The sequence below is a fragment of the Aliiroseovarius sp. S2029 genome, from assembly GCF_023195575.1.
GTDB classification, from domain to species: domain Bacteria; phylum Pseudomonadota; class Alphaproteobacteria; order Rhodobacterales; family Rhodobacteraceae; genus Aliiroseovarius; species Aliiroseovarius zhejiangensis.
The window spans coordinates 31464-56821 of record NZ_JALPQE010000007.1 but is presented as its reverse complement, the minus strand read 5'-3'; the positions used below and the strand labels follow the sequence as shown (position 1 = coordinate 56821).

The following is a 25358-nucleotide window of genomic DNA, read 5'->3' as shown; positions in this document are numbered from 1 at the left end:
CTTAGGACCCGATGATGACTTCGTCCAACCCGAAACGACATTTCCTGCGCGGTGTGCGTGACTCTTTGCCATTCATACTGGTGATCGTACCCTTCGCTGCGCTGTTTGGCGTGGTCGCGACCGAAGCCGGTTTGAACGTGGTCGAGGTGATGAGCTTTTCGGTTTTGGTGATTGCAGGGGCGGCGCAGTTCACCGCCGTGCAGTTGATGACCGAGAATGCGCCGACGATCATCGTGATCCTGACCGCGTTGGCGGTGAACCTTCGCATGGCAATGTATAGCGCGTCCCTGACCCCATATTTGGGGAAAGCTCCGATGTGGAAGCGGGCGTTGGTTGCTTATTTCATGGTGGATCAGGCCTATGCCCTGTCCCAGATCAAGTTCGAGATGGAGCGCGATCTTTCTGTATCCGAGCGGTTCGCCTACTATATCGGGACTGTCGCGCCACTTGCGCCGCTTTGGTATGGCGCAAGCTATGTGGGGGCTGTGGCTGGGGCGCAGGTGCCGCCGTCACTTGCGCTGGATTTTGCGCTGCCGATTACCTTTCTGGCGATGATTGCACCCGCCCTGCGCACATTGGCGCATGTGGCGGCCGCGACGACATCGGTTGTACTGGCGCTTTTGATGGCCTGGATGCCCTATGGTTCCGGCCTTCTGGTCGCCGCCATCGGCGCGATGATCGTCGGGGCGCAGGTCGAGCTTCTGATGACGCGAAAGGCGGGACAATGATCACGGATCACATCACGGTCTGGATCGTCATTGTCGCGTTAGCGATTGGCAGCTTCCTGATCCGGTTCAGTTTCCTTGGGATCGTCGGGGATCGCCCGATGCCGGAATGGCTGTTGCGCCACTTGCGTTACACTCCGGTTGCCGTGTTGCCGGGGCTGGTGGCCCCACTGGTCCTGTGGCCCGCCGCGACCGGCGGAGTCACCGATCCGGCCCGGCTGGGTGCTGCACTGATGACCTTGTCGGTGGGGTATTTCAGCCGCAATGTGCTGGCCGCGATCCTGTCTGGGGCCGCCACGCTTTACGGGTTGCTTTACCTGCTGGGATAGGGGCGCGGGTCAGATGCCGCGCGTCAGAATCTCGCCGTTTTCTTCCGGGTCGTTGTCATAGAATTTGCGTTCGGTCACACCCGGAAAGGCTGCGAACTGATCCATGATCTTCTTCGGAAACATCGAGGGTTTGACCGACTGGAACCCGGGCAGGCTGCGCAGAATGGTCCCGACCGAAGTGGCGCATTGCGCTTTTGGCACCGCGCCATACCGTTCGACCGCCCGGATCGCCATTTCCGCCACCTGCGGACTGACCACGATGTCCTGCCGCACCACGTGATAGGTGATGCGGGCATGGTAATCGATATAGAAATCGACCGCCTTGTCGGTCATGCCGTAATGCACGTCATGCCGTTCGGGCAGGTTCGGGTGATGCCACGTCCCCGCCGGATCAAAGATCAGCCGCTCGGACCCGTTGATCAGCAGCGCGGAATGAGCGCCTGCCCCGGATTTGTTCGAAATCACGGTGAACAAGGTGATCGTGGGTGGCCCGCCATGCCGGTATTTGGCGCGCGACACGGCCTCGTCGCTGGCCCAGACATTGTCTGCGCCCCCACAGGCTGCAAGCGTCAGCAACAGCGACACAGCCATGATCAATCGCAACATCGGGAAATCCTAACTCGACAACAGACCGTGGCCTCAGGCGTTGAACATCGCCAGCAGAAGCAGCACCACCAAGAAAGCGATCACCGCGCGGGCTGAAAACTTTACAAAACCTTCAAAGGTTTTTTCCTGCTCGCTGGTGTCCATCGTTCCGTGTACGTGATCTTCCATCATGTGTCTTCCTGTTCACAAACCTGCGTTGAAGTTTCAATTACCCGATTTGTAATCGTCTGTCACGTGCCGGATTGCAGATCAGCCCTCGGGGGCGTCACCTTCCTCCAACTGGGCGGCCAGGCGAAATCCAATGCGATTGGGGGCTTCGCTTTCGACCAGTTTCGGCAGGGCGCGCAACATGACCGACAGCTGGCTGACATGCTGGATCAGCTGCGTTTTCATGCCTTCGCCATCCGACCCATAGAATGTCAGTACGTCGGGGTCGAAATACCCGATCCCTTCGATCCGCAGCACACCGGCATCGCCACCAGTGAAGCCCATCGCGACCTCGTGTTCATTGTCCAACTGTTCCTCGAAGTTCTTGATATAGAGAATCAGCCGCTCATAGGCCCATTCCGCCGGGCTTTTCTGTTCCAGCGGCGTTTCGGCCACCTTCTTGGGCAAGGGTTGGTCGTCGACGACAACAGGCCCATCCTCGCTGCACCTGGCAGTATGCGCGCGGGGCGGGTTGGGGCGGTCGGTCTGCTTTTTCTTCGCCATCTGGCCTCACAACGAATTACAGTTCACTCAGCTCTTTGTGGCACACACATCCAGGGGCGTCACCTGACGATCGCGAGATCGTCTCGATCTTGCAACTACCGCGCAAGGACTGACCATGTATCTGGCCCGTCTGCACGCAGCAAAGGATGAGAACGTGAAAATAGGTTTCATAGGGTTGGGAAATGTCGGCGGGAAACTGGCTGGCAGTCTGCTTCGCAACGGCAAGGATCTGACGGTTCTGGATCTTGATCCTGACCGTGTTGCGGGTTTCGTGGCGCGTGGGGCGAAGGCGGCGGACGACGCTTTCGATCTGATGCAGGGTTGCGACATCGTTATCACCTGCCTGCCATCGCCAGCGGCGTCCACTGCTGTCGTCGGCCAGATGTTGGAGCACGTGCGGCCCGGCAAAATCTGGCTGGAAATGTCCACCACCGACGAGGCCGAGGTCAAACGCCTGGGCGCCAAGGTGGTCGCGCGCGGCGGCGCGGCGGTCGACTGCCCGGTGTCGGGCGGATGCCATCGGGCGGATACGGGCAACATTTCGATCTTTGCGGGCTGTGACCGGGCGACGTTTGAACGGGTGCTGCCGCTTCTGACCACCATGGGTCGCCGGGTTCTGCACACTGGCCCGCTTGGCTCGGCCTCGGTTCTGAAGGTGATGACGAATTATCTGGCCACCGCCAACCTGCTGACCTGTTGCGAGGCGTTGGTGACGATGAAAGCCGCCGGACTGGACCTTGCGACCACCTATGAGGCGATCAAAATCTCGTCTGGCACGTCATTCGTGCATGAAACAGAAAGTCAGGTGATCCTGAACGGATCGCGCGACATTTCCTTCACCATGGACCTTGTGAAAAAGGACATTGGCTTGTTTCAGGCGATTGCCGACCGGGCGGGCGTGCCGCTGGAAATCTCGCCCTTGATGGTCGAGATTTTCAATGACGGCATCGCGCGCTTTGGCGACCGCGCGCAATCAGATGACATCATTCGCAGGCTGGAAGAGGCGACAGGACTGGACATCACCGCCCCCGGCTTCCCCGCCGAGATGGTGGATGATGAGCCCGAAGAACCGGGGTATGAGGTGGTGCCGCGCGGGCGCAGCTAGGCTTTTTGCCAAAGCCACGCGCCATCTGCGCGGCGGGTGCGCGTGACGCGCCCTTCATGCAATAGGTGGTTCAGGTGGCCCACCGCCTCGACCAGCGCCAGCCCGTATTCGCCGCCCGAGATCTGCCGTTTGAACAGCGGGGGGAAGCAATCACCAGCCACATGGGGCGTTTCCAGAAACGTCTCCAGCCGGTCCAGCGCGCCGTGGTGGTTGGCGATAAGTTGGCGCATCCGCGTCGGCAACCCGGTGAAGGGCAGTTTGTGGCCCGGCAGGACAAGCTGGTCCGGGGTGGCATATTGCGACAGTCGTTCGCAGGCTTCCAGCCAGTCACCGACCGGGTCGGCCTCGGGTTCGGTGGCATAGACGCCAAGATTGGGGCTGATCGTGGCCAGAAGTTGATCGCCGCCAATCACCAGCGCGCCATCGGTGGACCACAGCGTCGCATGTTCCGGTGCGTGGCCGTTGCCGATGCGCACGTCCCAATCGCGCCCGCCAAAGTGAATGCGGCTGCCCTCTTTGATGCGTGTGAAGCCCAGCGGCATGTCGGCGACAATGTCGGCATAGTTGAAGGGGCGTTCCTTGAGCCGTTTCTCATACACCTCGCGCGCCATACCCGCCGCGCGCCAAAAGGCAAGCGTTTCATCCACTGGCACCATTTGTTCATCCAGCAGAAGCATCCGGGCAAACAGCCAAGCGGTGCGGGTCGTGACAAGCTCGGCCCCGTGGTTGCGCTGAAACCACCCCGCCAGCCCCACATGGTCGGGGTGATGGTGGGTCACGATCACCCGCGCGATGGGTTTGCCGCCGAGTGGACCGGCCAGAAGTTTGTCCCAGATGCGGCGTGTCTTGTTGGTGTCAAAGCCGGTGTCCACGATGGTCCATCCGTCGGGATCGTCAAAGGCGAAGACGTTGACGTGATCCAGGGCCATCGGCAGGGGCAGGCGCATCCACAGAACGCCTTGCGCCACCTCGATCGCCTCGCCGTCGCCGGGGGCGTCGGGGAAGGGAAAGCGCAGCGGGCTTGCGACCGGTTTGTTCACGAGGCCAGATCTTCCGGGCTGAGCGCATAAAGCCCCGCCGCACCCGCACGCGCCTGCGCAAACTGCGCGGTGTGTTCCGGCAACAGGCGGTTGATGTGGAACCGGGCCAGCGCAGACCGTGGCCCTTTGCCACCTTCGGCAATCGCAGCGCGCAGGTGGTAATGCGCCCCCAACACACGGGCAAAGCCCATCAGGAACGGCACGGCCCCGGCAAAACGATCCTGCATATCCGATTGGTCGACCATCCATTCGGTGGTTTCACGCAGGTCTTCTGCCGCCGACCAGACGGCTTCGGTCATGTTCGGAAACTCGGCACGGGCGGCTTCGGCCTGGCTTTCGATCTCGTCCAGCAGGCGGAAGGCGGCCTCGCCCCCGTCCATCAGCTTGCGCCCCACAAGGTCCATCGCCTGAATGCCGTTGGTGCCTTCGTAAATGGCGGTCACACGCACGTCGCGCGAATGCTGGGCGGCGCCGGTTTCCTCGATATACCCCATGCCGCCATGGACCTGAACGCCAAGCTGGCTGACAAGGATGCCGGTCTCGGTGCCATAGGCCTTGACGATGGGGGTCAGAAGGGCGGCGCGCGCTGTCCAGTCGTCGTCCCCCGTCGCGCGCGCCATATCAATGGCAAGTGCCAGCGACAGCGCCATCGACCGCGCCGCGAACAGCTCGGCTCGCATCTGGGTCAGCATCCGGCGCACATCGGCAAAGTCGATGATGGTGCCTGTGCCCGCGTCACCCAACGGGGTGCGGCCCTGCTTGCGCTCCAACGCATAGGCCAGCGCCTCTTGATAAGCACGTTCGCCCACGCCATAGCCTTGTACGCCCACACCCATGCGGGCGTTGTTCATCATGGTGAACATGGCAGCCATGCCCTTGTGTGGCTCGCCCACCAACCAGCCCTTCGCGCCCTCAAACGACATGACGGCGGTCGGGCTGCCGTGCAGACCCATCTTGTGTTCAAGGCTGACGACGCGCAGGGTGTTTGGCTCGCCCGGATTGCCGTCGGCGTCCGGGATCAGTTTCGGCACCAGAAACAGGCTGATCCCCTTTGTGCCGGGCGCCCCATCGGGCAGACGTGCCAAAACAAGGTGGCAGACATTGTCCGTGATGTCGCTGTCGCCCCACGAGATAAAGATCTTCTGCCCGGTGATCGCATAGGTGCCATCGCCATTGTCTTCGGCCTTTGTCGAGAGCGCACCCACATCCGACCCGGCCTGCGGTTCGGTCAGGTTCATCGTGCCCGCCCATTCACCGCTGATCAGCTTGGGCAGATACAGGTCTTTCAGCGTGTCCGAGGCGTGATGCTCCAGCGCTTCGATCTGGCCCTGCGTCATCAACGGGCACAGTTGCAGCGACAGGCAGCTTGCCGACATCATGTCATTCACCGCCGTTTGCAGGGTCAGGGGCAGGCCCATGCCGCCATATTCGGGGTCTGCTGCCATGCCGATCCAGCCGCCTTCGGCAATCGCCTTATAGCCATCCGCAAACCCCGGCGACGTCCGCACCACACCGTTTTCCAGTTGGGCAGGCGTCAGGTCGCCGTTGCGGTTCAGGGGCGCCAGAATATCCTCGCACATCTTGCCCGCTTCGGTCAGGACGGCCATGGCCACATCGGGGGTCGCATCCTCGAACAGCTCGGTTTCGGGCAGTTGGTCATAGCCGATGACATGGTCCAGCAGGAACTGGAAATCGTCGGTTGTCGCGCGATAGGTCATGGTCGGTCCTTGGCAAATCTCTTGGCATCTGGGCGTTTGGCCATTAACTGGGCCTCTATTCCCCCATTACCGAAGGTCAGGGGGGTGGCAAAGGAAAACGCAGCGTCATGACCAAGGATGATCTGAACACGGAAACCCTGCCGGGTGACGCGGGCGGTGTCGCGCGGGCAGCCGAACTGCTGCGTGCCGGTGCCCTTGTGTCCTTCCCGACCGAGACGGTTTATGGCCTTGGCGCGGATGCCACCAACGATCATGCGGTCGCCCGTATCTTCGCGGCCAAGGGGCGCCCCCGCTTCAACCCGCTGATCGTGCATGTGCCATCGCCGGACGCGGTGCGCGACATCGCCGTGCTGGAGGGTGCGGCGCAGGATCTGGCGCAGGCGTTCTGGCCCGGCCCGTTGACCTTGGTGCTGCCCCTGAAACCTGGCGGTCCCCTGTCGGCCTTGGTGTCTGCAGGCCTTCCCACGGTGGCGGTGCGGGTGCCGGCACATCCCCTGGGGCATGCGTTGCTTGAGGCTGCCGGCGTTCCTGTCGCCGCGCCCTCGGCCAACCCATCGGGCCGCATCAGCCCCTCGACCGCGCAACATGTGCTGGACGGCCTGTCCGGCCGGATCGAGGCCGTGCTGGACGGTGGCCCTTGCAAGGTCGGGTTGGAAAGCACAATCGTCGGGTTTGACCCCGCCCCGGTCCTGCTGCGCCCCGGTGGGCTGCCCGTCGAAGCGATTGAATCTGCGCTGGGCGGCCCCATCGCCGCGCGGCAGACCAGTGCAGGGATTACCGCGCCGGGGCAGCTATCGTCACATTATGCGCCGGAAGCAGAGTTGCGCCTGAACGCCGAAACCACCCGCCCCGGTGAGCGCCTGTTGGGATTTGGTCACGTGGACGCCGATCTGAACTTGTCACCATCGGGTGATCTGGTCGAGGCGGCGGCAAACCTGTTCAGATATCTGCACCAATTGGACGCAGAAGGGGACAGTCCGATTGCCGTGTCGCCGATTCCCGATCACGGGATTGGTCGCGCGATCAATGATCGCCTGCGCCGGGCTGCGGCGCCACGTGACTAAAGCGTTTCGCCTTAAACTTGAGACATCACTTAAGGCGAAACGCGCGCAACATATGAGCGGTACACTGCGTTTCGCGACAAGCTGTGATTCAGGTTTGTCGCGAAACGCTTTAGCAGGCGATCAGGCGTGACCGCCTTCGGCTGACAGAAGCAGTGGATCAACCCCCAGCTTCGCCAACGCCGCCTTCCATTTCCCGTCGCTGTCATCGGAAAAAACAATGGCTTTCTCGGCGTCGCAGGTCAGCCAGGCGTTTTGCTGAATCTCGGCCTCCAACTGCCCCGGAGACCAGCCCGCATAGCCAAGCGCGGCCAAGGCGTTTTCCGGGCCTTCACCGTTGGCCATGGCTTCCAGAATATCGCGCGTTGCGGTCATCGAAAACGCTTCGTCCACTTTCAGGGTCGAGGCATCGTTGTCATATTCCGCCGTATGCAGCACAAACCCGCGCCCACCTTCGACCGGGCCGCCGAAAAACACATGCGCGGCCTTAGTCGTTGCGCCTGCATTGATGTCCAACTGCGCCAGCACATCCCCCAGCGACACGTCCGGGGCTGGTTTGTTGATGATCAACCCCATCGCGCCTTCGGGCGAATGGGCGCACATGAAAACGACCGAGTGTTCAAACCGCGGATCGCCCATGCCCGGCATGGCGATCAGAAGTTTGCCGCTCAGATCCATCGGCTTCGGTTCAGAGATGCTGTCATCCGTGCTCATATGTTCAGAAAACCGCCGCCCGTGGGGAAAGGCAAGATGCAATGGGTGGAAAATGGTAACGTTCTCTCCCTGAAATGTGATTTCACATTGAAGGCTCTGCGCTTATGTATCGGGGCATGAAGCTGAAATCCGCCATATCTGCTGCTGTTGTCGCGCTTGCGTCCTTTGCCGCGCCCGCGTTTTCCGGCAGCGGAATGCCGCCTGCACCTGAAGACGTGGTCAAGATCGACGTTCTGCCCGGTTGGCGGGATGCAAGCGGGCACCACGTCGCCGCGCTGCGCATCCGGCTGGCGGAGGGTTGGAAAACCTATTGGCGTGCACCGGGCGAGGCGGGGATTCCCCCCAGCCTGAACTGGCAGGGGTCGGGAAACCTGTCTGCCGTGCAGTTTCACTGGCCGGTGCCGGATGTCTTCACCTCGGGCGGGGTACAAACCATCGGTTACGCGCACGAGCTTGTGTTGCCCATGACCCTTGTTCCCAAGATGGCGGATGAACCGATCACGCTGTCCGGCAATGTCAATCTGGGCGTCTGCCTTGATGTCTGTATGCCGATGGACGCGAAGATTGCCGTTGAACTGCCCGCACAAGGGGCGGGGTCGAAGGCACCGATCAAGCAAGCGCTGCGCCAACGACCCGATACCGCGGACGAGGCCGGGTTGCGCCGCGCGGTTTGCGATGTGGAGCCGACGAAAGACGGGCTGCGCGTCACCGTCAGGATGGATTTGCCCAAGCTTGGCCCGAACGAGGTGGTCGTGGTGGAAACCGCCGACCCCTCGGTCTGGGTGTCGCCGCGCATGACGAAGCGGCAGGGAAACGCCCTGATCACCGTGGCCGATCTTGTGCCCAGCAGCGGCAAATCGTTCCTGCTGAACCGCTCTGACCTGCGGATGACCGTTTTGGCGGCCGGGCGCGGCGTTGATATTCGCGGCTGCACCGGCGGCTGACTTTAGGCACTCAGCCCTGGCGATCTTGAGGTCATTGGTCACCCCTGCCCGCAATCCTGCCGCCTTTCCCGTTGCGATCCCCCGTACCCCGCCCTATACGGTTGGGCGACGAAGCCCTTGGGGCCAGAGAGGTTGGCTGTCGAAGATCGACCCGCAACGGGGATCGGACACAGCGTCGTCGATGACAAGGGACAGCCTCTTTGCGCCCAGATTCTGCGTGAAAGGATGTCTGCATGACCCGACTGATACTTCTTGCCCTTGGCCTTCTGGCTGGCCCCGCCATCGCACATCCCGGCCATATCGGAGAGATTGCCGGGCATGGTCACGTCGGCGGCATGATCCTGATCGGGTTGGCGGCCGCTATCGGGCTTTGGGCTGCGCTGAAGGGGGCGAAAGCGTCGCAAGCCGACGATGCAGGTGAAGCCGCCGATGATACTTCCGACGAAGACGAATTGCAGGAGGCATAGACCATGTCGAAGATTGGTGTGATGATCTGCGGCCACGGCTCGCGCAGCCAGGACGCGGTGGACCAGTTCGCCGTGCTGGCCGAAAAGCTGCCTGCTTTGCTGCCCAAGGACTGGATGACCGACTATGGCTATCTGGAGTTTGCCAACCCGGTGATCCGCGACGGGCTGGACCGTCTGCGCGAAGCGGGCTGTGACCGTATTCTGGCCGTGCCGGGAATGCTGTTCGCCGCGATGCATACGAAAAATGACATCCCGACCGTCCTGAACACCTATGCCAAGAAGCACGGGATCGAGGTCAGCTATGGCCGCGAGTTGGGGGTGGACCCCAAGATGATCGCCGCCGCCGGGGATCGCGTGCGCGAGGCTGTCGAACGAGCCAATGCCGAACATGGCGAAGTGCCGCTGGAAGACACCTGTCTTGTGGTGATTGGCCGCGGCGCGTCAGACCCCGATGCCAACGGCAATGTCGCCAAGGTGGCGCGCCTGCTGCAGGAGGGCATGGGGTTCGGCTGGCTTGAGGTCGGGTATTCCGGTGTGACCTTCCCTCTGGTGGAACCGTGCCTGAACCACGTGGTCAAGCTGGGCTACAAACGGGTCGTGGTGTTCCCGTACTTCCTGTTCTCGGGCATCCTGATCGACCGGATTTATGGCTTCACCGACAAGGTTGCCGCTGCTCATCCCGAGATTGAATTCGTGAAGGCCGGGTATCTGAACGATCACCCAAAGGTGTTGGAGACCTTCGCCGAACGGATCACCGAACAGCTTGGCACCGTACCGCCGCCCAACTGCGGCACCTGTGGCTACCGCACGCAGGTTTTGGCACTGGACGGTGATGAGGACCGCACGATTCCGGTCGAAGAACGCGCCAAGCATCCGGCCTATGCCGACGTGCCGCCCCCGACTTGCGTGATGTGCAAATACCGGGTCGAGGTGTTGGGGTTTGAAGCCGAAGTCGGTGCCATTCAGGAAAGCCACCACCACCATGTCGAAGGGCAGGGGGCGTCCGCACCGGGGTCGAACGTGGCCGATTGTTCGTTCTGCGACACCTTCTGCACCGGCGAATGCCGCCTGCATATGGGGCATCACCATCACCACGACCATGATCACGACCATCACGGCCACCATCACCATCACGATCATCACCATGATCACGTGCATGCCGAATACCCCCATGCAAATCACCCGCATGGGCCTGAATCGGCCCGTTCGAAATGAGCGAAGGTGGTCGCTCCTCGGGCCCCAACGGGGCCGCTCCCACGCGCCCCGCGCTCAGGTATGAGCGCGATCCGGCCGCGATCTATGCGCAGTCCTTCGCGACCCTGCGCAAAGAGGCGCGGTTGGACCGCTTTCCCGGCGGCATGGCGGCCCTTGCGACCCGTGTAATCCACGCCTGCGGCATGGTCGAAGTTGCGGATCGACTGGCCTTTTCTGCGAACGCCTATGAAACAGGTCACGCTGCTCTTAAGGCCGGTGCGCCTGTGTTTTGCGATTGCGAGATGGTCGGGGCGGGCATCATTCGCCGCTATCTGCCATCGGAAAACGATGTGATTGTCACGTTGAACGATCCGTCTGTGCCGGAACTGGCGAAGTCCATCGGCAACACACGCTCCGCCGCCGCGGTCGAGCTGTGGTTGGACCGTCTGGAAGGTGCGGTGGTCGCTGTGGGGAACGCGCCAACAGCCCTGTTCCACCTGCTTGAGCTGATCGACGCAGGTGCACCCAAACCTGCCGTGATCCTTGGCTTTCCGGTCGGGTTTGTGGGCGCTGCGGAAAGCAAGGCGGAACTGGCAAACAACCCGCGCGGCTGCGAATTTGTCGCCCTGCGTGGGCGGCGTGGTGGGTCTGCCATTGCCTCTGCTGCCGTCAACGCATTGGCCGCCGGACTGCCGGAGGAGCGCGCATGACAACCCCGTGGCTTCACATCGTCGGGATCGGCGAAGATGGCATTGCCGGGCTGACCCCCGCCACCCGCGCGGTTGTTGACGCCGCCGAGGTGATCGTGGGCGGCACGCGCCACCACGACCTGATCGATGGGAATGCCGAGCGGCTCGCTTGGCCCTCGCCGTTTGACAGCCTCATAGACGAGTTGACGAAGCGCAACGGCAAGCGTGTCGTTGTCTTGGCAACCGGCGACCCGCTTTGGTATTCGGTCGGTGCGAAAATTGGCCGTCATATCGACCCGGCGCAGATCGTTTACCACCCGCAAGTGGGCGCATTCCAATTGGCCGCCGCGCGCATGGGCTGGTCGATGGCGGACTTGGAGACGCTGACCGTGCATGGCCGCCCGGTTGAGCAGATGATCGCTTTCATCCAGCCCGACATCCGGCTTCTTGTTCTGACCACCGGCTCGGAAACGCCGGGCCAGATCGCCCGCTTCCTAACCGAACGTGGCTTCGGAAAATCGCGCATGACCGTGCTGGCCCATATGGGCGGCAAGGACGAAGCGCGCTTTGATGGCATTGCCGAAAGCTGGAACCACGCCGTGCCAGAGTTCAACACGCTGGCCGTTGAATGCGTCGCCGCGCCGGACGCCGCCCTTTTGCCACGCGTGCCGGGGCTGGCGGACGAGCTTTTCCAAAGCGACGGCACCATGACCAAGCAAGAGGTTCGCGCGGTCACGCTGGCCAAACTCATGCCGATGCGTGGGGCGCTTTTGTGGGACATCGGCACCGGCTGCGGCTCGATTGCCATCGAATGGATGCGCGGTGCGCGCTATGCCCGTGCCATCGGGATCGAACCGCGCGCGGACCGCCGGGCAATGGCCGCTGCGAATGCGCTGGCGCTGGGCGTGCCGAAGCTGGATCTGATCGAGGGCACGGTGCCCGATGCGCTGGACGGGTTGGAGGCGCCCGACGCGATCTTCATCGGCGGTGGCCTGTCGGAACCGGTGTTCGATGCGGCCTGGGCGGCGTTGAAACCGTTGGGCCGGTTGGTGGCCAACGCTGTCACAATCGAAAGCGAGATGTGCCTGACCGCCCTGCATCAAAAACATGGGGGTCAATTGGTGAAGCTGTCCGTTGAACGCGCCGAGCCACTCGGGCCCCATTCCGGCTGGAAACCGCTGCGCCCCGTCACACAGTGGAGCCTGATCAAAAGATGAGCGGAACGCTTTACGGTGTGGGCCTTGGGCCGGGCGACCCCGACCTGATGACGCTCAGGGCCGCGCGACTGATTGGATCTGCCAAAGTGGTCGCCTTTCCGACGCTGGAAGGCGGCGACAGTTTTGCCCGCTCGATTGCTGCGCATCTGATCGCCAAGGACGCGGACGAGATCGCAATGGACATCCCGATGACCGTCGAACGTGCGCCTGCACAAAAGGCATATGACGCGGGTGCCGCCAAGATCGCCGCACGGCTGGAAGCCGGGGATGACGTGGTGGTGCTGTGCGAAGGCGACCCGTTTTTCTATGGATCCTTCATGTATTTGTTCGCGCGGCTGGCCGATCGGTTCCGGACCGAGATCGTGCCGGGTGTCACATCCGTTACGGCCTGCGCCGCCCGCGCCCGCAGCCCCTTGGTGGCACGCAACGAACGTCTGACGATCCTGCCCGGCCCGCTGCCCGAAGATGAACTGCGCGCGCGCATCGAAGGGGCAGAAAGCGTGGCGATCATGAAAGTCGGACGCCATCTGCCCAAAATCCGCGGCGTGATCGAAGAATTGGGATTGGTTGACAAAGCCACCTATGTCGAACGCGCCTCGCTGCCGGAAGAGGTCGTGCTGCCCTTGGCCGATGCGCCCGAAAAAGCCCCCTATTTCTCGATGATCCTTCTTGCGAAAGGAAATGATCCATGGCTGTGACGCCTGTTGTAATTTGCCTGAACAAATCAGGTGAAAAACTGGCCCATCGGGTCGCAACCCTCTTGGGGGCTCAGGTGCATGGGCGCGAAGGTCGCGTTAAAAAGGCGGATACGTTCTTCCCCAATGCGCTGGATCACGTGCGGATGCTGTTTGCTGCGGGCACGCCCGTTGTCGGCGTCTGCGCAGCCGGTATCCTGATCCGTGCCGTTGCCCCGCTTCTGGCTGACAAGACGACCGAGCCACCCGTAGTCTCGGTGGCCGATGACGGATCGGTCGTGGTGCCGCTTCTGGGTGGGCATCGCGGCGCGAACCGTTTGGCCAACCGGATCGCGGCCGAGATTGGCGCGACCGCTGCCGTTACCACGGCAGGGGACGTGTCGCTGGGGGTCGCGCTGGACGAGCCGCCCTTGGGCTATCGCCTCGCCAATCCCCAAGACGCGAAAGAGGCGATGGCGGAACTCTTGTCAGGTGCCGGGGTCTCGGTCACGGGTGAGAATATTTTTGATATCGAGGATACGGGCGGCGCGGTCGAACTGGCTGTGACCGAAGCGCCGGTTGATACGGGGCCGACCCGGCTTGCCTATCACCCGCAGCGTTACGCACTGGGCGTGGGTTGTGCGCGCAATGCCGACCCGGAAGAGCTGTGGCAGAACGTGTCCAAGCAGCTCGCCGCCGCAAATATCGCGCCCGAAGCGATTGCCTGCGTGACCTCGCTGGACCTGAAGGCGGACGAGCTTGCAATGACCCATTTGGCCCGCCGCTTGGGCGTGCCCTTCCGCGTGTTCACCGCCGCCGAACTGGAAGCTCAGACCGCCCGGCTGGCCAACCCGTCCGACGTGGTGTTCGCCGAAGTTGGGTGCCACGGTGTGTCCGAAGGGGCCGCACTGGCGGCTGCGGGACCCGACGCCGAACTGGTCGTGCCGAAGGTGAAAACTGCCAACACCACCTGCGCCATTGCTCGCGCGCCCGACCCGATCACCAAGATGCCCGGTCGGTCGCGTGGCAAGCTCTCGATCGTTTCAATCGGGCCGGGCCAGCACACGTGGCGCACGCCGGAGGCGAGTCGTCTGCTGCAAGAGGCTGAAGAACTGGTGGGCTATGGTCTCTATATCGACCTGATCGGGCCGTTGGCGGCAGGCAAGACCCGTTCCGACTTCCCGCTGGGTGGCGAGGAAGACCGCTGCCGTTACGCGCTGGAACAGGCAAGCAAGGGCAAGAACGTGGCGCTGGTCTGCTCGGGGGATGCGGGCATCTATGCGATGGGCGCGCTGGTTTATGAGCTTCTGGATCGGACCGAAGAAGAAAAAGGCGTGACGGATGCCGCGCGTCGAGTCGAAGTTGTCTCGACCCCCGGTGTCTCGGCCCTGCAAGGGGCCGCCGCGCGGGCCGGGGCGCCCTTGGGCCATGATTTCTGCGCCATCTCCCTGTCGGATCTTCTGACCCATCGTGAGGATATCGTGAAGCGCCTTCATGCCGCCGCCGAAGGGGATTTCGTGATCGCCTTTTACAACCCCGTATCGAAGAAACGCCGCACCCTGCTGGCCGAGGCGCGGGACATTCTGCTGAAGCACCGTCCCTCCGATACGCCGGTGATGCTGGCATCCAATCTGGGTCGTCCCACGGAACATATCCGCTATCGCAAGCTATCCGAACTTGAAGTCGACGAGGTCGACATGCTGACCGTCGTGCTGGTCGGCTCGTCAAACTCCCGCCTTGCGCAGTTGGGCGAAGGCCCCCGCATGTTCACCCCACGCGGCTATGCCCGCCGCATTGATGGAGATCTGTCATGACCGTCTATTTCATCGGCGCAGGCCCCGGCGATCCCGAGCTCTTGACCCTGAAAGCGCAGCGTATCATCGGCGAATGTCCGGTGTGCCTTTACGCAGGATCTCTGGTGCCGCCGCAGGTTGTCGCTTGCGCGCCCGACGGGGCCAAGGTCATGGACACCGCAGCCATGACGCTGGATGACACCCACGCGGAAATCAAAGCCGCCCACGCGCGGGGCGAAGACGTTGCGCGGGTGCATTCCGGCGACCCGTCGCTTTATGGTGCAATTGCCGAGCAAATCCGCCGCTTGAAGGCCGACGGCATCGACTATCAGGTCATCCCCGGCGTGCCTGCCTATGCCGCCGCCGCCGCTGCGTTGGGGCAGGAACTGACCATTCCTGAAATTGCGCAATCCATCGTGCTGACGCGGATGTCGATGCAATCGACCTCGATGCCCGAGGGCGAAACTCTGGAAAACTTCGCCAAAACCGGCGCGACACTGGCGATCCACCTTGCGGTGCGCAACATGCGTGAAATCGAACGGGTGCTGACGCCTTACTATGGCGCGGATTGCCCGGCGGTCGTGGCCTATCGCGTCGGCTGGCCGGACGAGATGTTCATTCGCGGCACCATCGCTGACATCCGCAAGAAAGTGCGCGCCGAGAAAATCACCCGTACCGCGCTGATCCTCGTTGGTCCCGCGCTGGATCGTGGGCGCGATTTCAAGGACAGCGCGCTTTATGATCCTGCCAAGCCGCATGTGCTGCGTCCGGTGGTTGGCGTCGATCTGGTGGAAGACCACAATACCTGATCCATCCGGCGCTTTGGGTCGTATATTTTGGTGACGCCAACAAGCACAAGGTGACGGGATGAGCGACAACGACGCGGCACTATTGTTGTTCCGGGACGATCTGCGCCTGTCGGATCACCCCGCTCTGACGGCTGCGGTGCAGGCCGGGCATCGCCTGACCTGCGCGTTCATTCTGGACCCGGACGCGCCCTATCCGCCGGGCGGCGCGCGCAAGTGGTGGCTGCATCATGCCTTGGCGGCATTGTCAGAACAGGTGGCGGATCAAGGCGGGCAACTGGTGCTGCGCCACGGCACCACATTCGACGAGCTGACGAGGCTGCGCGATGAAACTGGCGCCAAACATATCTATTGGAGCCGTCGATACACCCCCGATGAAGTGGCCGCAGACACGACGTTGAAGGCCGACCTGACCGCTCAGGGCTGCACCGTGCACAGCCATCCCGGCCGCTATCTGCTTGAGCCATGGCGCGTGACCACCAAATCCGGCACGCCGTTCAAGGTGTTTTCGCCCTTCTGGCGCGCCTGCCGCGAAGACATCCGCGCGACCGGTTTGGGTGATCCTCTGCCAACTCCCAAGAAGATCAGCTTCGGTGCTCATCTTCCCTCGGTGCCGCTGGGAGAGTTCGACCTTCCGCCGACCGTGCCCAACTGGGCGAAGGGGTTTGAACCCTTGTGGCAGCCCGGCGAGGAAGGCGCATGGGCGCGGCTGGATGCCTTTCTGGAGGAGGGCGCGCAGGGCTATGCCAAGGGGCGCGATTTCCCGGCAGAACCGCATACCTCGCGCCTGTCGCCCTACCTGCAGTCCGGCAATATCAGCCCGCGCCAGATCTGGGCGGCGCTGGACCGGGCCGAGCATCTGGGCCAGATGTCCGGCCGCGATGCCGAGAAATTTCGCGCCGAACTGGGCTGGCGCGACTTTGCAGCCTATCTTCTGTTTCATAACCGCAATTTCGAGGATTGCGAGTTCCAACCCAAGTTCCGCGACTTCCCGTGGCGCTATGACAAGGACGACCTGACCGCGTGGCAGAAAGGGCAAACCGGTTATCCCATCGTTGACGCGGGGATGCGTGAGCTTTGGCAGACCGGCTACATGCACAACCGGGTGCGCATGGTGGTCGCGTCATTCCTGGTGAAACATCTGCGGATCGACTGGCGGGCCGGGCGCGACTGGTTCTGGGATACGCTGGTGGATGGCGATCTGGCCTCGAACGCGGCCAGTTGGCAATGGGTGGCAGGCTGTGGTGCCGATGCGGCCCCCTATTTCCGGGTGTTCAATCCGATGACACAGGCTGAAAAGTTTGACTCCAACGGGGATTATATCCGCAAATACGTGCCCGAGATCGCGGGCCTTCCCGACAAATACCTGGCCGCGCCGTGGACCGCGCCGGACGATGTGCTGGAGGATGCGGGCGTCGTATTGGGCGACACCTATCCCGCCCCGATGGTGGATCATGCCACCGCCCGCAAGGCGGCTTTGGACGCGTTCGAAGGGCTGAGCGTCGGCGCGGAGTGATCCAACCCGCCAGATCGTCGCAAAAAACCTTCACTTGACCGATACACATTCCGTGGCATCATGGGCCGGGTTTTGGAGGTGGAACATGCTGGAATACTTGCCGAAAGAGGTGCGCGAAGGGCTGGACGCAGCCCGCAAGAAGGACCTCAAGAAGAAAAGCAGGCTGCGCATACGCTTCAACGAAGAGGTCTTTCCGATCCTCGATTTCTGGGACGGCGGCTTTGCCCTTGATGCCGAACGCGCCCCCCACCTGCGCGGGCTGGTGGACCTGTATGACGGGTCGCGCCACCTGTACCAGTGTCTGATCATTGCGTCCGAAGAAGATAACGGCCAGATGAAGTACGAGTTTAAATGGCGGGCCGAAGCCCATGACAAAGCCCCGCTGGATTTCGCCCGCGAAGAAAACGCGCCGGTCGCCCTGATTGAAGAGCAGATCCAGACTTCGTGACCGCAGGGGTCAGGGCCTGATCTCGACCGGCGTTCCGATGGGGGTCACGGCCCACAATTCCTCGATTTCGGCGTTGGACACGGCGATGCAACCATTGGTCCAATCCATCAGGATCGGGTCGGGGGATTTGCGCCGGTTCGGTTGTCCGTGGATGAAAATGTCGCCGCCCGGATCAACCCCGTCGGCGCGGGCGCGCGCCTGGTCTTCGGGCAACGGATAGTCAAGCCCCAGCGACAGGTGAAACGCGCTCTGCTCGTTGCGCCGGTCGATCGTGAACCGGCCTTCCGGGGTCTTGCCATCCCCTTCCAGCACCTTGTCGCCCGCGGGCGCGAAGCCCAGTGCGATGTTATAGGTGCGTACAGGTGTGTCGCCCTGAAACACCACCATCCGCCGCTCTGATTTCTCGATCACGATGCGGTCGATCTGACCGATGATCGGCTCCAGCGTTGTGGGCGGTGCTGGCGGCGTATAGCGGTCCCACAGGATGAAGCCCAACAGCCCGACAAGGGCCAGAAGGGTGAGCCTGGAGAAGAAATGCGCCAATCGGGTCATGTCGCGCATCTGTGCCAAGCGCGTGATGGGATCAAGCCAGAACTTCGGCAGGGATTCGCGCTGGGCGGTTCTCTGCCGGTTGAAATACTATTGAAGGTCGCTGAACGCCCGTTTCATGCGGGCGACGGCCTCTTCGACGCGCGCGCCTTGCGTGGCCAGGTTGAACCGCTGGAAGCCGTCGCCGCCGATGCCGAAGGCCGGGCCGGGGCTGACCGCGATTTTCGCATCATCACGAATGCGCGCCGTGACCTCATCATGTGACATGCCGGTGCCCGAAAAATCCACCCAGGCCAGATAGGTGGCTTGCAGGGGCATCGAGGACAAGCCCGGAATGCTGTTGATCCCTTCATCAAACACCGCCTTGTTGCGCGCTAGATGGGCGATCTGCGCATCCACCCATTTCGCGCCGTCAGGTGAATAAGCGGCGGTGATCATCGCAACGGCAATCATGCCAGGCGCATAGTCAAGCTTGTTCAATTGGTTGTACATATCCGCCCGGAGCCTGTCGTCGGGAATGATCATGTTTCCTGTGCGCTGACCCGCGATGTTGAACGTCTTTGACGCCGCCGTCAGCGTCACCATCCGCGACACTGCATCGGGCGCGGCAACTGCCATCGGAACGAAGGTGTTTCCGGGATAGACCAGATCGTGGTGGATTTCATCGGCCACCAGCAACAACCCGTTGCGGTCGGCAAACGCGGCCACGGCCCGCAGCTCGTCTTCGGTCCAGACCCGGCCCGAGGGGTTCTGTGGCGAACACCAGAGCAGAACCTTTTCATTGCCCGTCAGGCGTGACTGCGCGTCGTCCAGATCCAGTTCGTACCGGTCGCCGTTCAGGGCAAGAGGGCATTCCACCACCTGCCGGTTGTTCTTGCGAACTTTTATCGCGAACTCGTGATAAACGGGCGTGAAGATCACGACCCCGTCCCCCGGTTCGCTCCAGACATTTAAGCACAGGGCAATCGCGTTACCCAACCCCTGACTGGTCAGAACCCAATCCGGATCTACCTCCCATCCGTGGCGGGTCAGCATCCACCATGCGACCGCGTTGCGGTATTCCGGGTGCTCCCAGGAATAGCCAAAGACACCATGGTCTGCGGCGCGCCTTACGGCGTCAATGACGCAGGGCGCAGTGGGATAATCGCTGTCGGCGGTCCACATGGCCAGCCCATCGTCTGGCGAGACGCCAAACAGTTTCTCCATCTTGTCCCATTTCGATGAATGGGTGCCGCGGCGGTCGATGATCTTGTCGAAGCTCATGGGGTCTCCTTTCTGGTGGCACGGTAGCGTTTTGGGCGGCAGGCGCAAGTCGCGTTGCCGTCAGCGCGGCGACAGGTTTGGTGGCATCGTGACACGCCCCCATTGCGCAAGGGCCACCCATGGCCTAAATCCACCGCATGAGCATTAAACCGATCCTGATCCATCCCGATCCGCGCCTCAAGAAGGTTGCCGACGCAGTCCCCGACCTGTCGGATGACTTGCGACAACTGGCTGACGACATGCTGGAAACCATGTATGACGCGCCGGGCATCGGTCTGGCCGCGCCACAGGTCGGCGTCTTGACCCGGCTGATCGTGATGGATTGTGTGCGGGACGAAGACGAGCCACCGCAACCCATGATCATGTTCAACCCCGAGGTCATCCTGTCCTCGGACGAGTTGAACACCTATGAGGAAGGCTGCCTGTCGATCCCCGAGCAGTTTGCCGAGGTGACACGCCCGAAAGAGGTCTCGGTCCGTTGGGTCGACCGTGACGGGAACGTGCAAGAGCGAGATTTTGACGGGCTGTGGGCGACCTGTGTGCAGCACGAGATTGATCACCTGAACGGCAAGCTGTTCATCGACTATCTGAAGCCGCTCAAGCGGCAGATGATCACCCGAAAGATGCAAAAGCTGAAACGTGAAATGGCGCGGATGTGACCCACCGCCCGTATCTGAGATATCCGCATAAATGCCTGCGCACGGCGGCTGATCCGGTGGCCGAGGTGACGGACGACACCCGCGCGATCTGGGACGAGATGATCGAGGCAATGGACGCCATGCCCGGCGTTGGTCTTGCCGCGCCGCAGCTTGGTATCATGCAACGCTTGGCGGTGGTGGATGCGTCCGACGAACGCGGCAAGGCGGTCAGGATGGCGAACCCGGAGATCCTGCACCGGTCCATCGAATTTCGCGACCATGAAGAAGCCAGCCCCAACCTGCCCGGTGTCTCGGCCGTGATCAGCCGCCCGCGTGCGGTGACGGTACGGTTTCTTAACGAAGACAGTGCAGAGCAGGAACAGGATTTCGTCGGCATCTGGGCGACCTCGGTTCAGCACCAGATCGACCATCTGAACGGGCGGATGTATTTTGACCACCTGTCCAAGGTGAAACGCGACATGCTGATCAAGAAGGCAAGGAAACTGGCGCGATGAGACTGGTGTTCATGGGCTCGCCCGATTTCTCGGTGCCGGTGCTTGAGGCGCTGGTGGAGGCCGGGCACGAGGTTGCCGCCGTCTATTGCCAGCCGCCCCGTCCCGCCGGTCGCGGCAAGAAAGACCGCCCCGGTCCGGTCCATGCTCGCGCCGAAGCCCTTGGGTTGAAGGTGCGCCACCCAGTATCGCTGAAGGGAGCCGATGAACAAGCGGCGTTCGCTGCGCTAAATGCTGATGTCGCCGTTGTCGTGGCCTATGGGCTGATCCTGCCACAGGCGGTGCTTGATGCGCCCAAGCACGGCTGCCTGAACATCCACGCCTCGCTGTTGCCACGCTGGCGCGGGGCCGCGCCGATCCATCGCGCGATCATGGCGGGCGACGCGGAAACCGGCGTCTGCATCATGCGGATGGAGGCCGGGTTGGACACTGGCCCTGTGCTGCTGCGTGAGGCGACACCCATCGGCGCCGAGGAAACCACTGCCGGGTTGCACGACCGGCTGTCCGCCATGGGTGCACGCCTGATTGTGCAGGCACTGGACCGCTTGCCCGACCTGACCCCCGTGCCGCAACCGGACGAGGGCGTGACCTATGCCCACAAGATCGACAAGGCCGAGGCGCAGATCGACTGGACCCGCCCGGCCATCGAGGTGGATCGCCTGATTCGCGGTCTGTCGCCTTTCCCGGGTGCGAAATGCGATATGGGAGGCGAGCAGGTGAAACTTCTGGCCTCGCGCAGCGCGGATGGCGCGGGCGCACCGGGTCAGGTTCTGGATGGTCTGACCATCGCCTGTGGGGATGGCGCGGTCGAGGTGCTGCGCGCCCAACGCCCCGGCAAACGCGCGATGGAAGCCCAGGACTTCCTGCGCGGTTTCGACATGCCCGCGATGGTGAAATAGCCCTTACAATCCGGCCCTTTCACGCCCATATTCCAACCATGCCGGTTATCATGCTGATCATATTCGGAGCGGCCGCCGGGTTTCTGGCGACGCGGATCATGGATTTGCGCACTGATGTGCCGACCACGATTGCAATCGGCGTCGCAGGGGCGCTGATTGGGGGTTTTGTCTTGCGATCCATTGCGATGCTCGGCGGCATGGCGTTTGGCTTTGTCGGCGCTGTCGTCGGGGCGATATTCCTGATCTGGGTCTGGCAGTGGTACAGTGGACGGCGCAAATAGAAGCAACGCGGTTTCGTGGCGAAACGTCCTTATTTTGCAGGGTTTTCTTAATCTTTGATTAACCAATCGTCGCCAAGCTGGTGATCATGTATCACTGGTTTGTCCTCCTTGCTCTGGCCCTTCTGGTCGTCCTTGGCGATCCGGCCCACGCAGGAGTCTGGCCGCGCGAAAAAGGTGAGGGATTCGTCTCGGGTCATGTGCGGCAAGTCGTTGATGCGCCCGATGATGCGCCCACTGTCAGCATCTATGGCGAATACGGGGTGTCGGATCGGTGGACCATTGGCGGCAAGCTGGATTATGCGGTGGCGGACCGGGACATCGCGCGGATGAGGGCGTTTGCGCGCTGGCATGTGCCCGATGATGGCGGGCCATGGCGGAAGGCCGTTGGTTTCGCTGTCGAAGGCGCCGAAGATGACCCCCAGGCCGTGCCATCGCTTCACCTTGGCCGCGGGTTCGATACCGCGATCGGTCCGGGGTGGCTGGATATGGAACTGGCGGCCAATGCCTCGATCCTTGGGGAACGGGTGGATTACAGCGCATTTGCCCAGATCGGTGTGAAGCCGAACCCGCGCCTGATGACGATGGTGGCGTTGGATGTGACCAGAATGGATGCTGGCGCTCAGGTCGACCTGACCCCCTCTGTGGCGTGGGAGTACGTGCAGGGCAAGCACCTGCAACTTGAGTGGCGCTCTGCGCTGGAAGGCGCGATGAAGCACGAAGTCGCGGCGGGGATCTGGTTGGAATTCTGATCCGGTCAGCGTTTGAACGGGGCCATGCCCGCGCGGGCCAGTTCATCGGCGCGTTCGTTTTCCGGATGCCCGGCGTGGCCCTTGACCCATTTCCATGTCACCTGATGACGGGCCTGAGCTTCGTCCAACCGTTGCCAAAGCTCGACGTTCTTCACGGGCTTCTTCGATGAGGTCCGCCAGCCGTTCCGCTTCCAGCCGTGAATCCAGCCTGTCACGCCGTTCTTCACATAGGCGCTGTCGGTCACGACCGTGATCGCACAGGGTTTGCCAAGGGTTTCCAGCGCCATGATGGCAGCCATCAGCTCCATCTGGTTGTTGGTGGTCTCGGCCGCGCCGCCCTTCAGCTCGCGTTCCTTGATCACGCGACCGTTTTCATGGGCCTGCAGCAAAGCCCCCCAACCGCCGGGGCCGGGATTGCCGGAACACGCGCCATCTGTGTATGCAAAAAACTCAGCCATGGGCCAACACCACCATCCAGTCTGAAATCAAACCTTCCAACCCACGCCCCGAACCATGGGTGCGAGACAGGGGGGTGAACCCGCTTTCTGTCAATGCAGCCTCAAGTTCGTCCGGCTGGTAGTAAGTATAGAAACGCTCCAGCCGGTCGCGGCCCTCGCCTTTACCCAGTTTCATACCAATGTGAAAGAGCCCACCGGCGCGAAGGGTTGTATGCAACCGGGCCAGTGTGGGTTTGAACTCTGAGCGGGGCAGGTGCAGCAAGCTGAAATTGGCCCATATCCCGTCATATTGATTGGTTGTGTCGATCTCGGAAAACAGTGCCTGTCGGGCGGGAACGCCGTTTGCACAGGCGCGTGCCACCATTGCGGCTGATCCATCGACAGCATCAACAATGTGACCGGCGGTCTGCATCGCGACAGCGGACAGGCCGGGCCCGCAGCCCAGATCAAGCACATGAGAATTTGCCGATAAGTGCTTCAGAAACGCGCGGAGGCCGGGGGACGATTTTTCGGCCACACGCTTTTCATAAGCGTCGGCCTCGGCGTCATATACAGAAAGCGTCTTTTTGTCTTCGGTCATGCGGGTTCGCGCAGGACGCGGGGCACCTTGAATTCAACATTCTCTTGTGCGGTTTCCACCCGTTCAACGGTGACGTCGTAACGATCGCGGAAGGCGTCGATCACTTCGTCCACCAGCACCTGCGGCGCGGACGCACCCGCGGTCAGGCCGACAGTCTGAATGCCGTCAATGGCGCGCCAGTCGATCTCGTTCGCCCGTTGGACAAGCATGGCGTAGTCGCAGCCATTTGCGCGAGCCACCTCGACCAACCGGCGGGAGTTCGAGCTGTTGGGCGCACCGATCACTAGAAGCGCGTCGACCTTGGGGGCGACGGCCTTCACGGCCTCTTGCCGGTTGGTGGTCGCGTAACAGATGTCTTCCTTATGCGGGCCGATGATCTGCGGGAAGCGGGCGCGGAGCGCGGCAACGATGCCCGCCGTGTCATCCACCGACAGGGTGGTCTGGGTGATGTAGGCCAGCCGTTCGGGGTCGCGCGGGGTCAGGGTGGCGACATCTTCTGCGGTTTCGACCAACAGAACTTCGCCTTCCGGCAATTGCCCCATCGTGCCGATGGTTTCGGGGTGGCCTGCATGGCCAATCATCACCATTTGCAGGCCGTTCTGATGATGGCGCTCGGCCTCGATATGGACCTTTGACACAAGGGGGCAGGTCGCATCGACATAGACCATCTGGCGGCGGTTGGCCTCAGCCGGCACCGCCTTGGCGACCCCGTGGGCCGAAAAGATCACCGGGCGGTCGTCCGGCACCTCGTCCAGCTCTTCGACAAAGACGGCACCTTTGGCGCGCAATCCATCGACGACGAATTTGTTATGCACGATCTCGTGGCGCACATAGATCGGCGGCCCCCATTTCTCGACCGCCATTTCGACGATCTTGATGGCGCGATCCACGCCCGCGCAAAACCCGTTCGGCGCGGCAAGGTAAAGAGTAAGAGCAGGCTTGGTCATGGCATCCTCCGATGTGGGGAGGGGTACGCATTTTAGGCGGCAAGGTCCAGTCGGAAGCGTGCCCGACACGGAAATGCAAAAGGCCGGGAGCGCGCCCCGGCCCTTCAATCACGAACTCGTTGACGCGATCATTCCTCAGACCGCTCGGGCCGGTCAAAGTCGCGTGGCGGACGCCCGATCACGTCTTTCAGCTCTTCAAGTTCGATGAAATTGTCAGCCTGACGACGCAGTTCGTCCGCGATCATCGGGGGTTGGCTGCGGATCGTGGACACGACCGATACCCGCACACCCTGACGCTGCAACGCTTCGATCAGCGGGCGGAAATCGCCATCGCCCGAAAAGAGAACGGCATGGTCAATATGCGGGGCAAGCTCCAGCGCATCGACGGTCAGTTCGATATCCATGTTGCCCTTGACCTTCCGCCGCCCCATCGAGTCGGTGTATTCCTTGGCCGGCTTCGTCACCATCGAGAAGCCGTTATAGTTCAGCCAATCCACCAGTGGGCGGATGGGCGAATATTCCTCGTTTTCCAGAAGGGCGGTGTAGTAAAATGCACGAAGCAGTTTGCCCCGACGCATGAATTCCTGGCGAAGAAGTTTGTAGTCGATGTCGAAGCCCAGCGATTTGGCGGCCGCGTAAAGGTTCGAACCATCAATGAACAGCGCAAGCCGTTCGTCCCGATAGAACATAATAATTCCTTTCCAATTCGCTTCGCCGAATAATTC

The 25358-nt window shown here is 62.1% G+C and carries 31 protein-coding genes; 19 read left to right on the top strand and 12 right to left on the bottom strand.

Annotated elements, in window-relative coordinates:
* Positions 1-14: 14 nt before the first annotated feature.
* Positions 15-728: an AzlC family ABC transporter permease gene (locus tag MUY21_RS14000; protein WP_248410963.1), complete on the top strand. Its 714-nt coding sequence runs from the start codon at positions 15-17 to the stop codon at positions 726-728.
* Positions 725-1054, top strand: coding sequence for an AzlD domain-containing protein (locus MUY21_RS13995; RefSeq protein WP_191287130.1), 330 nt, complete (start codon positions 725-727; stop codon positions 1052-1054). Before MUY21_RS14000 ends, MUY21_RS13995 begins: the two co-directional genes overlap by 4 nt.
* A 9-nt stretch (positions 1055-1063) precedes the next feature.
* On the opposite strand, the gene MUY21_RS13990 is transcribed toward MUY21_RS13995, so the two are convergent.
* The 3 genes from MUY21_RS13990 to MUY21_RS13980 all read right to left on the bottom strand — a co-directional run bounded on the left by MUY21_RS13990 (position 1064) and on the right by MUY21_RS13980 (position 2371).
* Complete coding sequence (locus tag MUY21_RS13990) at positions 1064-1660, bottom strand: hypothetical protein (RefSeq protein ID WP_248410962.1); 597 nt, start codon at positions 1658-1660, stop codon at positions 1064-1066.
* Positions 1661-1693: 33 nt separating this feature from the next.
* Positions 1694-1828, bottom strand: coding sequence for an aa3-type cytochrome c oxidase subunit IV (locus MUY21_RS13985; RefSeq protein WP_191287226.1), 135 nt, complete (start codon positions 1826-1828; stop codon positions 1694-1696).
* Positions 1829-1909: 81 nt separating this feature from the next.
* Positions 1910-2371: a DUF6173 family protein gene (locus MUY21_RS13980; RefSeq protein ID WP_248410961.1), complete on the bottom strand. Its 462-nt coding sequence runs from the start codon at positions 2369-2371 to the stop codon at positions 1910-1912.
* A 154-nt stretch (positions 2372-2525) separates the two neighbouring features.
* Between MUY21_RS13980 and MUY21_RS13975 the strand changes: the two genes are divergently transcribed.
* Positions 2526-3476: an NAD(P)-dependent oxidoreductase gene (locus tag MUY21_RS13975; RefSeq protein ID WP_248411050.1), complete on the top strand. Its 951-nt coding sequence runs from the start codon at positions 2526-2528 to the stop codon at positions 3474-3476.
* Here the strand turns inward: MUY21_RS13975 and MUY21_RS13970 are convergent.
* Positions 3473-4516, bottom strand: coding sequence for an MBL fold metallo-hydrolase (locus MUY21_RS13970; RefSeq protein ID WP_248410960.1), 1044 nt, complete (start codon positions 4514-4516; stop codon positions 3473-3475). The two genes, MUY21_RS13975 and MUY21_RS13970, sit on opposite strands and share 4 nt — an antisense overlap.
* On the bottom strand, positions 4513-6234 hold the full coding sequence (locus MUY21_RS13965) for an acyl-CoA dehydrogenase (protein WP_248410959.1): 1722 nt from the start codon (positions 6232-6234) through the stop codon (positions 4513-4515). The genes MUY21_RS13970 and MUY21_RS13965 overlap by 4 nt, the downstream gene beginning before the upstream one ends.
* A 107-nt stretch (positions 6235-6341) precedes the next feature.
* Here MUY21_RS13965 and MUY21_RS13960 point away from each other — a divergent pair, with 107 nt between their 5' ends.
* Entirely contained in the window at positions 6342-7298 is a 957-nt protein-coding gene (locus MUY21_RS13960; RefSeq protein WP_248410958.1) for an L-threonylcarbamoyladenylate synthase, read from the top strand.
* Between the two features lie 120 nt (positions 7299-7418).
* On the opposite strand, the gene MUY21_RS13955 is transcribed toward MUY21_RS13960, so the two are convergent.
* Positions 7419-8009, bottom strand: coding sequence for a YqgE/AlgH family protein (locus MUY21_RS13955; RefSeq protein WP_248410957.1), 591 nt, complete (start codon positions 8007-8009; stop codon positions 7419-7421).
* Between the two features lie 116 nt (positions 8010-8125).
* Here MUY21_RS13955 and MUY21_RS13950 point away from each other — a divergent pair, with 116 nt between their 5' ends.
* The 10 genes from MUY21_RS13950 (at position 8126) to MUY21_RS13905 (ending at position 17757) form a co-directional block, all read left to right on the top strand.
* The gene (locus MUY21_RS13950) at positions 8126-8953 is read left to right on the top strand and encodes a protein-disulfide reductase DsbD domain-containing protein (RefSeq protein WP_248410956.1); all 828 of its coding nucleotides are present in this window, start codon (positions 8126-8128) and stop codon (positions 8951-8953) included.
* A 233-nt stretch (positions 8954-9186) separates the two neighbouring features.
* Positions 9187-9420, top strand: a complete 234-nt coding sequence (locus MUY21_RS13945) for a DUF6732 family protein (RefSeq protein ID WP_248410955.1) — start codon at positions 9187-9189, stop codon at positions 9418-9420.
* A 3-nt stretch (positions 9421-9423) separates the two neighbouring features.
* Positions 9424-10635: a sirohydrochlorin chelatase gene (locus MUY21_RS13940; RefSeq protein ID WP_248410954.1), complete on the top strand. Its 1212-nt coding sequence runs from the start codon at positions 9424-9426 to the stop codon at positions 10633-10635.
* Entirely contained in the window at positions 10632-11324 is a 693-nt protein-coding gene (locus MUY21_RS13935; protein WP_248410953.1) for a precorrin-8X methylmutase, read from the top strand. Before MUY21_RS13940 ends, MUY21_RS13935 begins: the two co-directional genes overlap by 4 nt.
* Positions 11321-12520, top strand: coding sequence for a precorrin-6y C5,15-methyltransferase (decarboxylating) subunit CbiE (cbiE, locus tag MUY21_RS13930; protein ID WP_248410952.1), 1200 nt, complete (start codon positions 11321-11323; stop codon positions 12518-12520). Before MUY21_RS13935 ends, cbiE begins: the two co-directional genes overlap by 4 nt.
* Entirely contained in the window at positions 12517-13218 is a 702-nt protein-coding gene (gene cobI / locus MUY21_RS13925) for a precorrin-2 C(20)-methyltransferase (protein ID WP_248410951.1), read from the top strand. Before cbiE ends, cobI begins: the two co-directional genes overlap by 4 nt.
* Positions 13209-15008, top strand: coding sequence for a precorrin-3B C(17)-methyltransferase (gene cobJ, locus MUY21_RS13920; RefSeq protein WP_248410950.1), 1800 nt, complete (start codon positions 13209-13211; stop codon positions 15006-15008). The genes cobI and cobJ overlap by 10 nt, the downstream gene beginning before the upstream one ends.
* Positions 15005-15796 carry a precorrin-4 C(11)-methyltransferase gene (gene cobM, locus MUY21_RS13915; protein WP_248410949.1) on the top strand — a complete coding sequence of 264 codons (792 nt, stop codon included), beginning with the start codon at positions 15005-15007 and terminating at the stop codon, positions 15794-15796. The genes cobJ and cobM overlap by 4 nt, the downstream gene beginning before the upstream one ends.
* Positions 15797-15854: 58 nt before the next feature.
* The gene (locus MUY21_RS13910) at positions 15855-17309 is read left to right on the top strand and encodes a deoxyribodipyrimidine photo-lyase (RefSeq protein WP_248410948.1); all 1455 of its coding nucleotides are present in this window, start codon (positions 15855-15857) and stop codon (positions 17307-17309) included.
* Between the two features lie 85 nt (positions 17310-17394).
* Entirely contained in the window at positions 17395-17757 is a 363-nt protein-coding gene (locus tag MUY21_RS13905; protein ID WP_248410947.1) for a hypothetical protein, read from the top strand.
* A 9-nt stretch (positions 17758-17766) separates the two neighbouring features.
* Here MUY21_RS13905 and MUY21_RS13900 read toward each other — a convergent pair whose 3' ends face one another.
* Positions 17767-18309 (bottom strand): L,D-transpeptidase family protein, encoded by a 543-nt coding sequence (locus MUY21_RS13900; RefSeq protein WP_248410946.1) that lies wholly within the window; start codon positions 18307-18309, stop codon positions 17767-17769.
* 87 nt (positions 18310-18396) lie between these two features.
* Positions 18397-19569, bottom strand: coding sequence for a PatB family C-S lyase (locus tag MUY21_RS13895; RefSeq protein ID WP_248410945.1), 1173 nt, complete (start codon positions 19567-19569; stop codon positions 18397-18399).
* Between the two features lie 137 nt (positions 19570-19706).
* Here MUY21_RS13895 and def (MUY21_RS13890) point away from each other — a divergent pair, with 137 nt between their 5' ends.
* The 5 genes from def (MUY21_RS13890) (at position 19707) to MUY21_RS13870 (ending at position 22648) form a co-directional block, all read left to right on the top strand.
* Complete coding sequence (gene def, locus MUY21_RS13890; protein WP_248410944.1) at positions 19707-20228, top strand: peptide deformylase; 522 nt, start codon at positions 19707-19709, stop codon at positions 20226-20228.
* Positions 20225-20722: a peptide deformylase gene (gene def / locus MUY21_RS13885; RefSeq protein WP_248410943.1), complete on the top strand. Its 498-nt coding sequence runs from the start codon at positions 20225-20227 to the stop codon at positions 20720-20722. The genes def (MUY21_RS13890) and def (MUY21_RS13885) overlap by 4 nt, the downstream gene beginning before the upstream one ends.
* Entirely contained in the window at positions 20719-21618 is a 900-nt protein-coding gene (gene fmt, locus MUY21_RS13880) for a methionyl-tRNA formyltransferase (RefSeq protein WP_248410942.1), read from the top strand. Before def (MUY21_RS13885) ends, fmt begins: the two co-directional genes overlap by 4 nt.
* 38 nt (positions 21619-21656) lie before the next feature.
* Entirely contained in the window at positions 21657-21899 is a 243-nt protein-coding gene (locus MUY21_RS13875) for a GlsB/YeaQ/YmgE family stress response membrane protein (RefSeq protein WP_248410941.1), read from the top strand.
* 86 nt (positions 21900-21985) lie between these two features.
* On the top strand, positions 21986-22648 hold the full coding sequence (locus tag MUY21_RS13870; protein WP_248410940.1) for a hypothetical protein: 663 nt from the start codon (positions 21986-21988) through the stop codon (positions 22646-22648).
* A gap of 5 nt (positions 22649-22653) precedes the next feature.
* On the opposite strand, the gene rnhA is transcribed toward MUY21_RS13870, so the two are convergent.
* From rnhA to MUY21_RS13850, 4 genes are all read right to left on the bottom strand, one after another.
* Entirely contained in the window at positions 22654-23106 is a 453-nt protein-coding gene (gene rnhA, locus MUY21_RS13865) for a ribonuclease HI (protein ID WP_248410939.1), read from the bottom strand.
* Complete coding sequence (locus tag MUY21_RS13860) at positions 23099-23686, bottom strand: class I SAM-dependent methyltransferase (RefSeq protein ID WP_248410938.1); 588 nt, start codon at positions 23684-23686, stop codon at positions 23099-23101. The genes rnhA and MUY21_RS13860 overlap by 8 nt, the downstream gene beginning before the upstream one ends.
* Positions 23683-24633: a 4-hydroxy-3-methylbut-2-enyl diphosphate reductase gene (gene ispH / locus MUY21_RS13855; RefSeq protein ID WP_248410937.1), complete on the bottom strand. Its 951-nt coding sequence runs from the start codon at positions 24631-24633 to the stop codon at positions 23683-23685. Before ispH ends, MUY21_RS13860 begins: the two co-directional genes overlap by 4 nt.
* A gap of 128 nt (positions 24634-24761) precedes the next feature.
* A complete protein-coding gene (locus MUY21_RS13850; protein WP_248410936.1) occupies positions 24762-25322 on the bottom strand; it encodes an NYN domain-containing protein in 561 nt (186 codons plus the stop codon).
* Between the last annotated feature and the right edge of the window lie 36 nt (positions 25323-25358).

Coding starts and splice junctions, on each gene's coding strand:
- MUY21_RS13900 (WP_248410946.1), bottom strand. CDS start 18,309: ATGACCCGATTGGCGCATTTCTTCTCCAGGCTCACCCTTCTGGCCCTT.
- MUY21_RS13850 (WP_248410936.1), bottom strand. CDS start 25,322: ATGTTCTATCGGGACGAACGGCTTGCGCTGTTCATTGATGGTTCGAAC.
- cobI (WP_248410951.1), top strand. CDS start 12,517: ATGAGCGGAACGCTTTACGGTGTGGGCCTTGGGCCGGGCGACCCCGAC.
- cbiE (WP_248410952.1), top strand. CDS start 11,321: ATGACAACCCCGTGGCTTCACATCGTCGGGATCGGCGAAGATGGCATT.
- MUY21_RS14000 (WP_248410963.1), top strand. CDS start 15: ATGACTTCGTCCAACCCGAAACGACATTTCCTGCGCGGTGTGCGTGAC.
- ispH (WP_248410937.1), bottom strand. CDS start 24,633: ATGACCAAGCCTGCTCTTACTCTTTACCTTGCCGCGCCGAACGGGTTT.
- MUY21_RS13940 (WP_248410954.1), top strand. CDS start 9,424: ATGTCGAAGATTGGTGTGATGATCTGCGGCCACGGCTCGCGCAGCCAG.
- MUY21_RS13965 (WP_248410959.1), bottom strand. CDS start 6,234: ATGACCTATCGCGCGACAACCGACGATTTCCAGTTCCTGCTGGACCAT.
- MUY21_RS13905 (WP_248410947.1), top strand. CDS start 17,395: ATGCTGGAATACTTGCCGAAAGAGGTGCGCGAAGGGCTGGACGCAGCC.
- MUY21_RS13895 (WP_248410945.1), bottom strand. CDS start 19,569: ATGAGCTTCGACAAGATCATCGACCGCCGCGGCACCCATTCATCGAAA.
- MUY21_RS13875 (WP_248410941.1), top strand. CDS start 21,657: ATGCCGGTTATCATGCTGATCATATTCGGAGCGGCCGCCGGGTTTCTG.
- MUY21_RS13910 (WP_248410948.1), top strand. CDS start 15,855: ATGAGCGACAACGACGCGGCACTATTGTTGTTCCGGGACGATCTGCGC.
- MUY21_RS13990 (WP_248410962.1), bottom strand. CDS start 1,660: ATGTTGCGATTGATCATGGCTGTGTCGCTGTTGCTGACGCTTGCAGCC.
- def (WP_248410944.1), top strand. CDS start 19,707: ATGAGCATTAAACCGATCCTGATCCATCCCGATCCGCGCCTCAAGAAG.
- MUY21_RS13960 (WP_248410958.1), top strand. CDS start 6,342: ATGACCAAGGATGATCTGAACACGGAAACCCTGCCGGGTGACGCGGGC.
- cobJ (WP_248410950.1), top strand. CDS start 13,209: ATGGCTGTGACGCCTGTTGTAATTTGCCTGAACAAATCAGGTGAAAAA.
- MUY21_RS13950 (WP_248410956.1), top strand. CDS start 8,126: ATGAAGCTGAAATCCGCCATATCTGCTGCTGTTGTCGCGCTTGCGTCC.
- MUY21_RS13945 (WP_248410955.1), top strand. CDS start 9,187: ATGACCCGACTGATACTTCTTGCCCTTGGCCTTCTGGCTGGCCCCGCC.
- cobM (WP_248410949.1), top strand. CDS start 15,005: ATGACCGTCTATTTCATCGGCGCAGGCCCCGGCGATCCCGAGCTCTTG.
- fmt (WP_248410942.1), top strand. CDS start 20,719: ATGAGACTGGTGTTCATGGGCTCGCCCGATTTCTCGGTGCCGGTGCTT.
- rnhA (WP_248410939.1), bottom strand. CDS start 23,106: ATGGCTGAGTTTTTTGCATACACAGATGGCGCGTGTTCCGGCAATCCC.
- MUY21_RS13995 (WP_191287130.1), top strand. CDS start 725: ATGATCACGGATCACATCACGGTCTGGATCGTCATTGTCGCGTTAGCG.
- MUY21_RS13860 (WP_248410938.1), bottom strand. CDS start 23,686: ATGACCGAAGACAAAAAGACGCTTTCTGTATATGACGCCGAGGCCGAC.
- MUY21_RS13985 (WP_191287226.1), bottom strand. CDS start 1,828: ATGGAAGATCACGTACACGGAACGATGGACACCAGCGAGCAGGAAAAA.
- MUY21_RS13935 (WP_248410953.1), top strand. CDS start 10,632: ATGAGCGAAGGTGGTCGCTCCTCGGGCCCCAACGGGGCCGCTCCCACG.
- MUY21_RS13955 (WP_248410957.1), bottom strand. CDS start 8,009: ATGAGCACGGATGACAGCATCTCTGAACCGAAGCCGATGGATCTGAGC.
- MUY21_RS13980 (WP_248410961.1), bottom strand. CDS start 2,371: ATGGCGAAGAAAAAGCAGACCGACCGCCCCAACCCGCCCCGCGCGCAT.
- MUY21_RS13870 (WP_248410940.1), top strand. CDS start 21,986: ATGTATCACTGGTTTGTCCTCCTTGCTCTGGCCCTTCTGGTCGTCCTT.